The following is a 12,366-nucleotide window of genomic DNA, read 5'->3' on the forward strand; positions in this document are numbered from 1 at the left end:
CAGAAGAGAGGTTCTCGATCGCTTGCCTTGTCCAAGATCAACGAGCTGGCCTCCTATGGCAGGAACAGGCGCCAGCCTGGGCGGTCCGCGATGGTGATCTCGTGGTCGCCGTTGGGCCGGACCTCCAGGTGGAACTTCGCCCATGGGGGTTCGCCGAGGCCGTACCACTGCTCGTAGGCGCGCTCGACCGACTCCCACAGCGGGGTCGGCCCGCCCTCGGTCACCACGCGCGGCCGCTTCTTGGACAGGTCGACGGCGCACCACGACCCGTCCGACGCGGTGAGGGTGGCGGCCGTGGGAGTCCTGGTGCCGGGGTCCAGCCGGTAGCCGTAGGTGGTGCCCGGGGGCAGCAGTGGACTGGCCAGCATCCACACCTCGCGGTGGGTGTTCCACGGCTCCGGTGGCGCGGTGGTCGCGAACTTCCGTTCCTGCTCGGCTCGCTCGACCCGGGCCGGGGCCTGCCCGTCATCGCGGGCGTGGCGCGCGGGCATGAACGACGCCCAACGCGCGGTGAACGAGCCTTTCAACCGGTTGCCGTGCTTGGTGAGCAGCACGAGGTTGCCGGCGTCGAGTCCGATCTTGAGGTCGGCGAGCAGCCGGCCGTCCGGGGCGAGCTGGTCGGCCCACGCCTGCGGGATGCGGGGCACCGAACAGGTGGCGATGATCTTGTCGTAGGGGCCGTGCTCGGGCCATCCCCCGACCCCGTCCCGGGCGGCCAGGCGGGGCAGGAAGCCGAGTCCGCCGAGCCGTTGGCGGGCGAGCGTGACCAGCTCGGGGTCGACGTCGATCGAGAACACGTTGTCCTCACCGAGCCGTTGGGACAACAGCCCGGCGTTGTAGCCGGTGCCGGTGCCGATCTCCAACACCCGGTCCCCGTAGTGGAAGCACAGGAGTTCGAGCATCCGCACCATCAGGTCCGGCTTGGTGCTGGAGGAGACCGGGTGGCCTCGGCCGTCGATCGCGGTCACCAGCGTGGTGGTCGAGTACACCCGCTGCATCCCCTCGGGGGTGCTGAGGTCGATCTCCGACCACGACCCGTCGTGGGCTTGGGTGTAGGCGCGCGGCACCAACAGGTGGCGGGGCACGGCGCTGATCGCGGCGCGCCACGCGGGGTCGGTCAGGTCGCCGGACTCCGCGAGCTGGTCGGCGAGCCGTTTGGCGTGGGCGGTCCAGTCGGTGTTGGTCGTCGTCATCGGGACTCTCCGGGATTCACGGACTCGGGGGCGGTTTGGGCGGTGCCGCGCTCCTGACAGGAGGGACACGTCCAGGGCGGAAGGTTCTTGCCCTGGGCCAGAGTTGCGGCCGGGCGGTCCTGACAGCTCATGCCGCACACCGCCCGGTAGGTGCCCTGCTCGGGCTGGATCGGGGAGGGCAGCAGGAACCCCTTGTACACGCGGGGAAGGTGCAGCGTGTCGTGTCCGAGCCCGGGCAACCAGCCGTCGACGGCGTGTTTCAGGTCGCCGGGGCGAACAGCGACAGCGGCGGCAGTGGAAGACATGAGCGATCTCCGAGGGGTGTCGGGAAGGCCGAGCGCGACGCCGATCAGCGGGACTCGGTCTCCGGGCGCAGGAGCTTCCGGCGGCAGGGGTGCTCCGGTGGGGATGGGAAGGGCAGACCCAGTGCCTCGCGGAGCTTGGCGTCGCAGGTCGCGCACGTGGGCCACAGCCAGGCGTCGTTGTGATCGGCGCAGGTCTCGTCATCGATGGTCGGCCCGCACAGCAGGGTGACGGGCCAGTCACCGCGCCGCGCCGGTCCCAGGTAGACGTGGCGCAGGCCCCTGCCGTCGATTTCGGCCGGCTGCCAGGTGTGGGAGGTGGTGTCGAATCCGTTTCCCACGGTTCCTCCCGTTCGAGGTGCATCCGGCTTTCCGTTGCGGCACAGGGGGTTGCTGGGGTGGGCGTGGCCCTGCCCTCCCCGCCGGGGAGGAGGTGGCGGCGGGGTTGGGAGGGTGCGGGCAGGGCCACGCCCGTGGTGGCGCGCATCCGGGATTGGTTGCGGCGGGCGAAGTCGGGGGGCACCCCCGCAGCGCCCCGGGGCACCACCGGTGGAAGCCGGGTCAGCGCGGGTTGCGCACTGACCCGGGGTCTGGGGCGGGCGCGGCGGTGATGCGCCGCAGGCCCGCGATCAGGGCCTCGATGTGGTCCTGGATCTCCAGGACCCGACGGCCGTAGACGTAGGCGATGTCCCGTGTGGACAGTGGTAACCGCTCACCAGAGGGCCAGACGGCCGCCCTCCTGGTGGGGCGAGCGGAAACGAGCGCCGCCATGACAGTCGTCGTCTCGACCGGTGTCGGGGGTGCGGGCGCTTCGGAAGTCTCCTCAGCAGACGCGGAGGAGGCTGGCGTGTTCCAACTGGTCGTCATGTTCCCCTCCCTCGATTGCGGGGCGGACCCGTGGACACCAGGTGGGAATGGGGACTCACCCGTGGTGTTGCGGGACTGTTTGGCAAGGCCCCATCGCGTACGTAGCGCGAGGCGATCCGCCGACGAGAGACCACAGGCATGGCGCGCTTCCTGGGGTGGTGTTCGGGCGCGCGAGCCGGGCCGCTATGGTTGCCTCAGTTGCCGATCTTGTGCGCTGAGTCACTATCTCACTTGTGAGACGACTGTAGATCCGTTGCCACATGGCGACCATGCCCCATTCGAGTGGATCTCACATGTGAGACGTGTTCGTACTTCCTCGGAGCTGGAGGCTCTTCCGCATGACCAAGCCTTGGATGCGCATCAGCCCGCCCCTGATCAAGCGCTACATCGCGCTGCAACTCGTCCGGTTCCGCAAGAACCTGGGCGTGAGTCAGGGTGAGGTGCAGGCGGCCACCGGCGTCACGCGCGCGAACCTCGCGCAACTGGAGACGGCGAAACACCTGCCGAAGCCGGCGATCGTAGAGCGGCTGCTGACGTTCTACGGCGCACCCGAGAAGATTCGGGATCTCTGTCAGCTGGTCGAGGCCGCGAAGGTCGCCGATCCCTGGGCACACATCGAGAGCAACATCAAGGACTTCAACCTGTTCGTGGGCTTGGAACAGAGCGCGACCACCATCGAGTCGTTCGACGCCGTAGCTGTGCCGGGGTTGTTTCAGACACCGGCGTACGCACGGGCGGTCCTGGCCGCTTCCGCTCCCGCGTTGTCCGTGGAGGAGATCGAGGACTTCGTCGCGCAGCGCATGGAGCGACAGGCGGTGTTCAAGCGGGCCGATCCGCCGAGGGTGTGGTCCATCGTGACGGAGGGCGCGTTGCGCTGCATGGTCGGCGGGACACAGGTCATGGCCGAACAACTTGATCACCTGATCGAGATCGGACGTCAGCCCGAGGTGCGGATTCAGGTGACTCCAGCGGAGACTGGCGCACACGCAGGGATGCACGGGTCGTTCTCGGTATTCGGGTTCACCACGACTTTGATTGGCATCGGCTACCTGGAGAGCGTCGTGCGGGCGACGTTCGTCGATGAGCCCGAGGAGGTTGAGCGTCTTGTCGACGTGCTCAACGCCCTGCGCGTTACGAGCTTGAACCCGGCTGAGTCCATGGTGTTCATTGAGCGGGTACGGAAGGAGGTGACCAGATGATCAACACGTGGAGGACGTCCAGCCGCAGCGCTAACCACGGCGGCCAGTGCGTCGAGATCGGCGGCGGACCGGACACTGTCGCGATCCGGGACAGCAAGAACCGGACCGGTGGCCAGCTCACACCCGCGGTGCCCGCGTTCAGCGCGTTCATCGCGGCCGCGCAGCGCGGAGAGCTTGACCGGCCAGGGATGAGGTAGTAGCCCCCGAGCGGCGCTATCGCCCGGGGACCCACTACCTGACACCCCATCTTGCCGAGGTCGACTGACCCGCGGGCGCACCGCCCGCGGTGTTCTCCCAATTGGAGCCTTGTCCCCCGCACCCTCGGGGGACAAGGCTCCCGCCGTGAACACCGGCTTCCGAGAGGTGATCCCATGACGAAGTGGCGGAAATCCAGCCGTAGCACGGACAACGGGGACTGCGTCGAGACCGCACTGTTCGCCGGCGAGCACGTGGGTATGCGAGACAGCAAGAACCCGGCCGGCGGCACCCTGACCGCTGACCGCGCGACCTTCACCGCGTTCATCGCCGCAGTGAAGGCCGACAGGATCGGGAGGCGGTAGCAGAGTCCCCGAGCGGCCCTAACGCTCGGGGACCCACTACCTGACACCCCATCTTGCCGAGGTCGACTGACCCGCGGACGCAGCGCACGCGGTGTTCTCCCAATTGGAGCCTTGTCCCCCGCACCCTCGGGGGACAAGGCTCCAGCCAATGGAGGTGACCTCATGACGAAGTGGCGGACGTCCAGCCACAGCGCTAACCACGGCGGCCAGTGCGTCGAGATCGGCAGCGGCCCGGACACTGTCGCGATCCGGGACAGCAAGAACCGGACCGGTGGCCAACTGGCACCCGCAGTGTCGGCGTTCAGCGCGTTCATCGCGGCCGAATCCCTGGAGAAATCTGTATTCGTTGTCCACATCTAAAAGTGTGACTGCATGTAACAGCGGTTTCTATTGACTGCTTGTAACGCGCACCGTGGTGAAGCTGCCCGGGCTAGCTGGTTGACGCCTGACCGCACCTCAGCCACCCTGACCGCACCTCAGCCACGATGGACTAGAACGGTTCGCCAAGTTTCTCGCAAGATCATCAGGAGGTCAGATGCGTGCCCGGTTCTCGGCAAAGACCCAAACTCGCAGGTAGACAACTCGCCCACGCTGTTCGCCACCGACCGCACCGACCGGGTGACCTACATCGCCCAGGGCTGGAAGGTCACTGACCCGCAGGCGCTCGCGGACATCGGCCCGGTGCCCGACCACGAGACCCTGATCGAGATCCCCGAGGACGTGCTCAAGATGTACGTGCGCCGCTATCAGGAGCAGGAGGGGCAGAGCTGACTTCCCTCATCCAACCTGGCCCGGAGTTCCGGCAGCTCTTCCACTCCTTCGAGCACACCGCCTACCGGCTGGAAGCCCGCGACCAGTACGACGCCAGCTACGAGAACGAGTCGCTGCGCAAGTTCCTCGCGGACGAACCGGATGACCTGCCTTGGATGCAGAGCTGGCTCGACATGTTGCGCGAGGCCACAGCCAAGGGGCGGCGCTTCGCTCGTGTCCGCGTGGTGACACTGCCGCTCACCGACTACAGCCGCTTCGGTGTGTGGTGCGCCCAGTTCACCAACGGCGCAGGCGAAGACATCCGCTACCTCACGCGCGACAAGGCCGAAGCTGCTGGACTACCCGACCACGATTACTGGCTGTTCGACTCACGCAAGTTGGTACGGATGCACTTCGACGATAACGACGCCTTCTTGGGTGGCGAGATCATCGAGGACGCAGCCGAGATCGTGAAGCACAACTACTGGCGTGACGCCGCCTGGCATCACGCCGTACGACGGGATGACTTTGCCGCCGAACAACACCTCGGGCGCCTCTAACGTCCACGAGGCCCGCAACACCCTCGGCAAGCGACTCCGGCGCGCCCACCGCAGGCGCCCACGACGGAACGACCGCCCCGCTCGACGTGCTGAAGTCCGAGCAGGAACGCATCACCCGCGAGCTGGCAGGAGCACAACAAGCCATCGACCGCTGCTCAACCCAGATCGAAGCCGTGGTGCGAGTGGTCGAGGAGGCATTGCTGCTGTGCATCAACGCACACCGGCTCCTCCGGGGTCAGCGTGAAGTGCTGGACCAGCTCGTCACGGCCGGACTCCACCGGCCAGGACTCCAGCTTGCGGATCTCCGCCGGGGAGAAGAACTGCGTCGCCACCCATCACCCCGAACACTCCAGGACGCTGACGAGCAACATCATCCCCAGTCGATCAACCGGCCCAGCACCGGGAACGCATCACCGCAGGTCAGACCGCAAAACGTTGCCTACAGCGCGAAAACTACCGGAACCCCTACCCAGGGGAATCGGATGAGGAGCTGGTGCGGATGTCGAGTTGTCTGCTCTGCCGTGGGGTTGAGGCGGATTCGGAGCTGATGCGGGTGCAGGTCTGGGAGGACTCGTTGTGGCGCTTGACGACGGCGGTCGTGGGTGAGGTGCCCGGGTTCTCTTATCTGGAGCCGAAGCGGCACATCCGGTACGTGCACGAGCTCGACGGCGCGGAGGCGGTGACCTTCGGGGCCGTGCTCGCGGAGTGCTCGCGGGCGGTCAGGGAGGCGGCGGAGGCCGAGCTGGTGTACGTGTACGTCTTCGGCGGGTCGTTCGACCACCTGCACGTGCACCTGGCCCCGCACCACCGGGGCGGGCCGCTCAACGACCACATGATCCGGGGCGAGGTGGTCGAGACGAGGCTGGACAGCGGCGCGATCATGCAGTCCAGCAAGGACTTCCCGCCGCGCCCCGAGGAGGAGATGCGGGAGGTCGCCGAGCGCGTTCGCGCCCTGTTCGGCGCGTGACAAGTCTCCTGCTGCTGCAACCCGCGCCGGGCAGTGTCCCTGCTGGATGCGCCGTGAGGCGCATGGATTTTCGGGGTAGGTGCCGGTCCATCTGGGGTGATTTGTTTTAGTCAGCACTGAAGCCTTCGCGGCAACGACTTCGATGGCGACGGCAGCGCAAGGTGTCCTCTGAGGACAGTCCTCAGAGGACAGAGGAGGCGGGAAGTTCAGTCCTGGTCGGGCGTCCAGGCCATGACCAGTTCTAGCAGGCCGGGGAAGCGCGCGTTGAGGTCCTCGACGCGGACGTGGCTGCGGCGCTCCAGGCCGTACTGGCGCTGGCGGATGAGACCGGCCTCGCGCAGTGCCCGGAAGTGGTGGGTGAGCGAGGACTTCGGGCGGTCGAACCCGAACCAGCCGCAGGGGTGGTCGAACTCCTCGCGGTCCAGGAGGAGCTTGCGCACGACCTGGAGGCGCAGGGGGTCGCTCAGCGCCGCCATCACCGTTTCCAGTCGCAGGTCGGCGACCGCCGGCTCGGGCAGCGGGGCCGGAGCTCCCGCCGGCTCCGGCACCTCCCGGATGACGAACCGCTGCCGCGTGGTCGAGGGCATGTCGACTCCTCCCGGTCCTCTTGTACGAGTTTCATCGTACTAGGTGCTAAGTTCGAAAAAACTCGTACAAGAGCTCACTGGGGGAGCCATGGCGAAGAGCACGACAGCGCTGGCGCAACCACGCGCGGAGCGACCACGGGACGACGGCGACGCGACCGCGTCCACTCCCCCGGCCCCGACGCGGTGGGTGTGGCTGGCGGCGTGGCCGGTCGTCGCGGTGTTCGTCCTGTCCAACGCGGCCACACCGCTGTACGTGCTCTGGCAGCGCGAGATCGGCTTCTCGAAGGGCACGCTGACGGTCATCTTCGCCAGCTACATGGTCGGGCTGCTGGCGTCCCTGCTGGTGTCCGGCGTCGCCGCCGACCGGTGGGGCCGCCGGCCCGTGCTGCTGCCCGCGATCGCCCTGGCCCTGGCGACCTGCGTGATCTACGCGACGGCGTCGTCGGTCGCCGCGCTGGTCGCGGCCCGGCTGCTCACCGGCGTCGCCATCGGCGCGGTCGTCTCCGGCGGCATGGCGGCGGTCTCGGACGTGGCCGGACCGGGCCGCGCGCGGCTGGCCGCCCTGCTGGCCTCGACCGGGACCGTGCTCGGCGCCGGCACGGGGCCGCTCCTCGCCGGAGTCCTGTCCGAGGCGCTGCCGGCGCCCACCGTCACGGTGTTCGTCGTCGAGGCGGGGTTGCTGGTGACCGCGCTGCTCACGACCCTGGCCCTGCCGCTGCGGCGGCCCGCCGCGCCCGCCTCCGGCGCCTGGGTGCGCGTTCCGCGAGTGCCGCGCGGCACGGGCGCGCGTCTCGCGCTCGGCGTCGCCGTGTTCGCCCCGGGCCTCACCGCGACGTCCTTCGTGGTCTCGCTCGGCCCGTCCCTGCTGGCCAGCCTGCTGGGCTCCACCAGCCGCGTGGCCTCGGGGTCGCTGGCCTTCGTGGCGTTCGCCTCCGCCGCGCTCGCCCAGTTCGCGGTGCGGGGCCTTCGCCGGCCCACGATCCTCGTCGCGGGCGCGGTGGGCACCACCGCCAGCATGGTCGTGCTCGTCGTCGCGGTGCACACCCTGTCGGTCCCGGTCCTGGTCGCCGCCGCGGTGCTCGCCGGCGCGGGCCAGGGCATGGGCCAGCTCGGCGGCCTGTCCCTGCTCAACTCCGCGGTCCCGCCACGCCGGCTGGCCGAGGCCAACGCCGCGCTCAACGTCTGCGGGTACGTGCCGGCGGGCGCGCTGCCGGTGGCGGCCGGCTACCTCAGCGACGCCGTGGGCCTGACGGCCGGGGCGACGACCTTCGGCGTGTTCCTCGCGTTGCTGGCGGCCACGGGCGGCGTCGTGGTCCTCGCCGCCCGCCGCCGACTGGCCGAACCCGCCTGAACCCGGCCCAGCACCGAACGGGAAGAACGAGGAACACGGTGCTGGCACAGGACCTCGCCCAAGGCTGTGCCAGCACCGTCACCCGGCGAAGGGTGCGTCACTCGCCCTTGAGCTGACGCACCCGAGCCGGGCCGCTCCACAGGTCCTGCCCCGCGGCCGCGAGGCCCTCGACACCGGCCATGTACGGGTCCAGCGGGGCGGTGTCCACGCCGGCCTCGCGGGAGGCGGTGAGGATGTTGCCCACACCGGCGAGCTGGACGTCGAGCCCCTGCGCGATCTGGGGCGGCGTCCCCGACTTCCGGTCGGCGTCGATGTCGGCGGCGATGGCCGGGATCACCGCGATCATGCTCTTCAGCCAGGAGACGAGCAGCTCGGCGTAGCCGGTGGCCGTGCCGCCCTCGCGCGAGGTGGCCATGGCGGCGCCGTGCAGGAACCCGTCGAGCATCTGCATGTGGCCGCTGAGCAGCGCCAGGTCGTAGAGGGAGGCCAGGCCGAAGTCCTCACCGAGGTACTTGGCCGCGGCGGGCGCCTCCAGCGCCGCCCGGTGCTCCTGGAAGACCGACTCCGGGCCGCTGTAGAGGACGAAGGCCTCCGGGGTGGCCACGGTCGCCGGGATGGCCATGATGCCGCCGTCCAGGTACTCCGCGCCCAGGCCGGTGATCCACGCGGCCATCTCGTCGGCCTGCGCCGGGGTGCCGTTGGTGAGGTTGACGACGGTCCGGCCGCGCAGCTCCGCCGCCACCGGCTCCAGGGTCTCCCGGACCGTGCCGTAGTCCAGCAGGCAGACCACCACGATCTGGTTCGCGGTCACCGCCTCGGCGACCGAACCGGCGGCGACCGCGCCGTGCGCCGTCAGGTCCTGGGCCTTGGCGGCGGTGCGGTTCCACACGGTGGTCGGCTGGCCGGCGGCCAGGAAGGCCAGGGCCAGCGCGCGACCCATCGCGCCGAGGCCGAGCACGGTCACCGGTGCCTGACTGCTCACGTGTTTCTCCTGTCAGAGAGTGTTTCCTGAATGGTTCCGGGCCGGCCTGTTCCCAGTTTTGGGGCAGGTGGTGGAAGCGTCAACCACGCACAATCAGGTAAGCACTTACTTCCAGGATCGTGAGCAGGTCACAAGGGGTGCCGTGTCCTTCGCATTCCGCCAGTGCTCCGGAGTTGCTCCGTGAACCGGGATTGACGCGGCCGCCTCCTCCCCGAACACTGCCGCACGGCAGGCGACCGACCGGGGAGACACGTGCGCACCGACCGCTACCGCGACCTCCGCCACCTGGCACGGCTGGACCCCGACCGGGAGTACCACGCCATCTACCGGGCCACGATGCTGACCGAGTTCCCCTGGCAGGCGCGCCTCGGCCTCAACCTGGCCTTCTACCAGACCTACGGCATCCCGCGCGTCGCCGCGATCCTCGCCGGGACCGGCCAGATCACCCACCACACCCGGCAGCGCGCCAAGGCCACCGGGGCCGTCATGTTCACGCTCATCGAGCACGGCTTCGACCACCCGGCCGGACGCGCGGCGCTGCGCCGCCTCAACCGGGCGCACCACGCCCTGCCGGCCACCCACAACGACCACCTCTTCGTTCTCGGCGCCACACTCCTCGTTCCGCTGCGCTGGATTTCCCGTTACGGCTGGCGGGACCTCACCGACGTCGAGATCCGGGCGGCGCACCGCTTCCACACCCGGCTCGGGCATCTCATGAGGCTGCGCGATATCCCGGACTCCTACGCGTCTTTCGGAAAGTGGTTCGACGCCTACCAAACCGTGCACTTCGCCCCCACACCCGAAGCCCGGCAGTTGATGCGCGCCTCCCAGCGGTTGTTGGAGGACAGGGTTCCCCGTCCGCTGCGGCCGGTAATGCGCCGCGTGGGGCCCGCGCTGCTGGACCCGCCGCTGCGCACGGCCGTGGGCGGCGGCCCCGTCCCGCGCGTCACCGAACTCGGCCTGCACGCGGCCCTGCGCGCCGCCGCGCTCCTCCAGCGGACACTGCGCCCCCGCGTGCGGACGATCTCCGACACCGGCCACGGCCTGCCGCCCGAACCGGGCGACGCGGCGCGCAAGCCCTGACCCCGCCGCCCGACCGCGAGGAGTCACCACGCCGTTCCTCGGGTACTCCGGCCCCGTGGCAGACGTCCCGTCGGCGCGGAGGAGGCACAGGATGGCAACCGAGCAGGGTCGCGTCGGCGGCATCAGGGTCGTGGTGGTCGGCGCCACCGGCAACGTCGGGACCAGCGTCGTCAGCGCGCTCGGCCGCGACCCGGCGGTGAAGTCCGTCCTCGGCCTCGCCCGCCGCCTGCCCGAGTGGGAGGCCCCCAAGACCGAGTGGGCGCGGGCCGACATCAGCAAGGACGACCTGGTCCCCCTGTTCCGCGGCGCCGACGTCGTCATCCACCTGGCCTGGCTGTTCCAGCCCACCCACGACCCGGTCACCACCTGGCGGGTCAACGTGCACGGCGGCATCCGCGTCTTCGAGGCCGTCACCCGGGCCGACGTGCCCGCGCTGGTCCACGCCTCCTCCGTCGGCGCCTACTCCCCCGGCCCCAAGGACCGGGCGGTCGACGAGACGTGGCCGACCCACGGCTGGCCCACCGCCGGCTACACCCGCGAGAAGGCCTACCTGGAACGCGTGCTCGACGTCTTCGAGCTCGCCAACCCCGACACCCGCCTGGTGCGGCTGCGCCCGGGCTTCATCTTCAAACGCGAGTCCGCCAGCGAACAACGCCGCCTGTTCGCGGGGCCGCTGCTGCCCAACCGCCTCGTCCGCGCCGCCAACGTGCCGGTGGTGCCCAACCTCCCCGGGCTGCGGTTCCAGGCCATGCACACCGCCGACGTCGCCGAGGCCTACCGGCTGGCCGCGCTCAAGCCGGTGCGCGGGGCCTTCAACCTCGCCGCCGAACCCGTGGTCGACCCCAAGCTGCTGGCCGACATCCTGCACGCCCGGACCGTGCGGGTGCCCACGCCGTTCCTGCGCGCGGCCGTGTCCGCCGCCTGGCACCTCCACCTGCTCCCCGCCTCGCCCCAACTGCTCGACGCGGTGCTGCGCCTGCCGATCATGGACACCGGCCGGGCGCGCCGGGACCTGGGGTGGATGCCCCGGCACAGCGCCCGCGAGGCGATCGAGGAGTTCCTGAACGGTCTGCGGAACCAGGCGGGCATGCCCACCCCGCCGCTGGTGCCCGAAGTGCCCGGCGGCCGGGTGCAGGAGCTGGTGACCGGGGTGGGCAAGCGCCCCTGACCGACCAGGTCACTCCCCTGGCCCTGGCGGGACGCGTCGCAGCGAGTCGGCGGGGGCGCGGTGACCCCGCCGACTCCCCTGGTAGGCGAACCGCCGCACCCACCGCAGCCAGCGCGGGACCATCGGCAGGTCCGGCAGGCAGTTGACGACCGGGTCGAAGCGCACCTCGTGCTCCGCCAGACCAGACGGGACCACGCGCAACGTCAGGCTGGCGACCTGACGAGCTGGGAGCCCGGGACACACGACGTGCAGCGTGAACCGCACAGGCGCGGCAGCCACCCGCCGCTCCAGCCACTCCAGGGAGGCCGGCTCCCCCACCTCCAGATCCCGCGCCACGGCGAGCACCCACACCCGACGCCCGTCCAGCAGGTAGGGGGCGAGGCTGCCGTAACGGGCGCTGCCCCAGCTCCGGGCCGGGATCGGCAGGAGCCGGGAGCGCTGCCCCGCTCCGGTGCTGGACAGGAGGAGATCCCAGGGGCGCTCCTGCCCCGCCCAGGGTGGGACGCGCACGGCCAGGCCCAACACGTCCGGCCGGCCCCCGGGAGTGCCGACCCCCTTGGACATGCGGGCGATCACCGGTCGGGTTCCGGCGGGCAGCGCCAGCCCCGCGCCCTCCTCCACGGTCAGTTCGCCGGCGAGGAACAGCCCGCGCGGGTGGAACGCGCGGGCACGCCGCAGGCGCGCCAGGACGTCGAACGCGCCCGCGACCCACCAGGAGGGCCGCAGGACACGGGCTTTCCCCGTCGACGACTCGTCAGTCACGCCGGACGGGTTTCCCGGCCCGCCGCGCCCTAATC

18 protein-coding genes are annotated in these 12,366 nt (G+C 70.2%); 10 read left to right on the plus strand and 8 right to left on the minus strand.

Features of this window, described 5'->3' with window-relative positions; translation table 11 throughout:
* Nucleotides 1-53: 53 nt before the first annotated feature.
* From BUE43_RS15585 to BUE43_RS15595, 4 genes are all read right to left on the minus strand, one after another.
* Nucleotides 54-1,193 (minus strand): methyltransferase domain-containing protein, encoded by a 1,140-nt coding sequence (locus BUE43_RS15585; RefSeq protein ID WP_073483648.1) that lies wholly within the window; start codon nt 1,191-1,193, stop codon nt 54-56.
* Nucleotides 1,190-1,498 (minus strand): hypothetical protein, encoded by a 309-nt coding sequence (locus BUE43_RS34215; RefSeq protein WP_159447740.1) that lies wholly within the window; start codon nt 1,496-1,498, stop codon nt 1,190-1,192. Before BUE43_RS34215 ends, BUE43_RS15585 begins: the two co-directional genes overlap by 4 nt.
* A gap of 44 nt (nt 1,499-1,542) precedes the next feature.
* Entirely contained in the window at nt 1,543-1,836 is a 294-nt protein-coding gene (locus tag BUE43_RS15590) for an HC3 family zinc finger protein (protein ID WP_073483649.1), read from the minus strand.
* A 220-nt stretch (nt 1,837-2,056) separates the two neighbouring features.
* The gene (locus BUE43_RS15595) at nt 2,057-2,266 is read right to left on the minus strand and encodes a hypothetical protein (protein WP_073483650.1); all 210 of its coding nucleotides are present in this window, start codon (nt 2,264-2,266) and stop codon (nt 2,057-2,059) included.
* Nucleotides 2,267-2,700: 434 nt separating this feature from the next.
* Between BUE43_RS15595 and BUE43_RS15600 the strand changes: the two genes are divergently transcribed.
* From BUE43_RS15600 to BUE43_RS15625, 6 genes are all read left to right on the plus strand, one after another.
* On the plus strand, nt 2,701-3,561 hold the full coding sequence (locus tag BUE43_RS15600; protein ID WP_143174180.1) for a helix-turn-helix domain-containing protein: 861 nt from the start codon (nt 2,701-2,703) through the stop codon (nt 3,559-3,561).
* On the plus strand, nt 3,558-3,758 hold the full coding sequence (locus BUE43_RS15605) for a DUF397 domain-containing protein (protein ID WP_073483654.1): 201 nt from the start codon (nt 3,558-3,560) through the stop codon (nt 3,756-3,758). The genes BUE43_RS15600 and BUE43_RS15605 overlap by 4 nt, the downstream gene beginning before the upstream one ends.
* A gap of 174 nt (nt 3,759-3,932) precedes the next feature.
* Nucleotides 3,933-4,121: a DUF397 domain-containing protein gene (locus tag BUE43_RS15610; RefSeq protein WP_073483656.1), complete on the plus strand. Its 189-nt coding sequence runs from the start codon at nt 3,933-3,935 to the stop codon at nt 4,119-4,121.
* Nucleotides 4,122-4,283: 162 nt separating this feature from the next.
* On the plus strand, nt 4,284-4,481 hold the full coding sequence (locus BUE43_RS15615) for a DUF397 domain-containing protein (protein ID WP_073483658.1): 198 nt from the start codon (nt 4,284-4,286) through the stop codon (nt 4,479-4,481).
* Nucleotides 4,482-4,739: 258 nt separating this feature from the next.
* Nucleotides 4,740-4,892: a hypothetical protein gene (locus tag BUE43_RS35150; RefSeq protein WP_234995743.1), complete on the plus strand. Its 153-nt coding sequence runs from the start codon at nt 4,740-4,742 to the stop codon at nt 4,890-4,892.
* An 8-nt stretch (nt 4,893-4,900) separates the two neighbouring features.
* The gene (locus BUE43_RS15625; RefSeq protein WP_327083455.1) at nt 4,901-5,431 is read left to right on the plus strand and encodes a DUF6879 family protein; all 531 of its coding nucleotides are present in this window, start codon (nt 4,901-4,903) and stop codon (nt 5,429-5,431) included.
* A 155-nt stretch (nt 5,432-5,586) separates the two neighbouring features.
* On the opposite strand, the gene BUE43_RS34220 is transcribed toward BUE43_RS15625, so the two are convergent.
* Nucleotides 5,587-5,763, minus strand: coding sequence for a hypothetical protein (locus BUE43_RS34220; protein WP_159447741.1), 177 nt, complete (start codon nt 5,761-5,763; stop codon nt 5,587-5,589).
* A 215-nt stretch (nt 5,764-5,978) separates the two neighbouring features.
* On the opposite strand from BUE43_RS34220, the gene BUE43_RS15630 reads away from it, so the two are divergent.
* A complete protein-coding gene (locus tag BUE43_RS15630; protein WP_200797526.1) occupies nt 5,979-6,398 on the plus strand; it encodes an HIT family protein in 420 nt (139 codons plus the stop codon).
* Between the two features lie 206 nt (nt 6,399-6,604).
* On the opposite strand, the gene BUE43_RS15635 is transcribed toward BUE43_RS15630, so the two are convergent.
* On the minus strand, nt 6,605-6,985 hold the full coding sequence (locus tag BUE43_RS15635) for an ArsR/SmtB family transcription factor (protein ID WP_073483664.1): 381 nt from the start codon (nt 6,983-6,985) through the stop codon (nt 6,605-6,607).
* Between the two features lie 88 nt (nt 6,986-7,073).
* Here BUE43_RS15635 and BUE43_RS15640 point away from each other — a divergent pair, with 88 nt between their 5' ends.
* A complete protein-coding gene (locus BUE43_RS15640; RefSeq protein WP_073483666.1) occupies nt 7,074-8,336 on the plus strand; it encodes an MFS transporter in 1,263 nt (420 codons plus the stop codon).
* Nucleotides 8,337-8,433: 97 nt separating this feature from the next.
* On the opposite strand, the gene BUE43_RS15645 is transcribed toward BUE43_RS15640, so the two are convergent.
* Nucleotides 8,434-9,318 (minus strand): NAD(P)-binding domain-containing protein, encoded by an 885-nt coding sequence (locus tag BUE43_RS15645; protein ID WP_143174181.1) that lies wholly within the window; start codon nt 9,316-9,318, stop codon nt 8,434-8,436.
* A 252-nt stretch (nt 9,319-9,570) separates the two neighbouring features.
* Between BUE43_RS15645 and BUE43_RS15650 the strand changes: the two genes are divergently transcribed.
* Entirely contained in the window at nt 9,571-10,401 is an 831-nt protein-coding gene (locus tag BUE43_RS15650; protein WP_073483669.1) for an oxygenase MpaB family protein, read from the plus strand.
* A gap of 91 nt (nt 10,402-10,492) precedes the next feature.
* Nucleotides 10,493-11,569 (plus strand): NAD-dependent epimerase/dehydratase family protein, encoded by a 1,077-nt coding sequence (locus tag BUE43_RS15655; RefSeq protein WP_073483672.1) that lies wholly within the window; start codon nt 10,493-10,495, stop codon nt 11,567-11,569.
* 9 nt (nt 11,570-11,578) lie between these two features.
* Here the strand turns inward: BUE43_RS15655 and BUE43_RS15660 are convergent, their stop codons facing one another.
* Entirely contained in the window at nt 11,579-12,331 is a 753-nt protein-coding gene (locus BUE43_RS15660) for a hypothetical protein (RefSeq protein WP_083959713.1), read from the minus strand.
* Between the last annotated feature and the right edge of the window lie 35 nt (nt 12,332-12,366).

The sequence above is a fragment of the Streptoalloteichus hindustanus genome (assembly GCF_900129375.1).
In the GTDB taxonomy this organism is placed as follows: domain Bacteria; phylum Actinomycetota; class Actinomycetes; order Mycobacteriales; family Pseudonocardiaceae; genus Streptoalloteichus; species Streptoalloteichus hindustanus.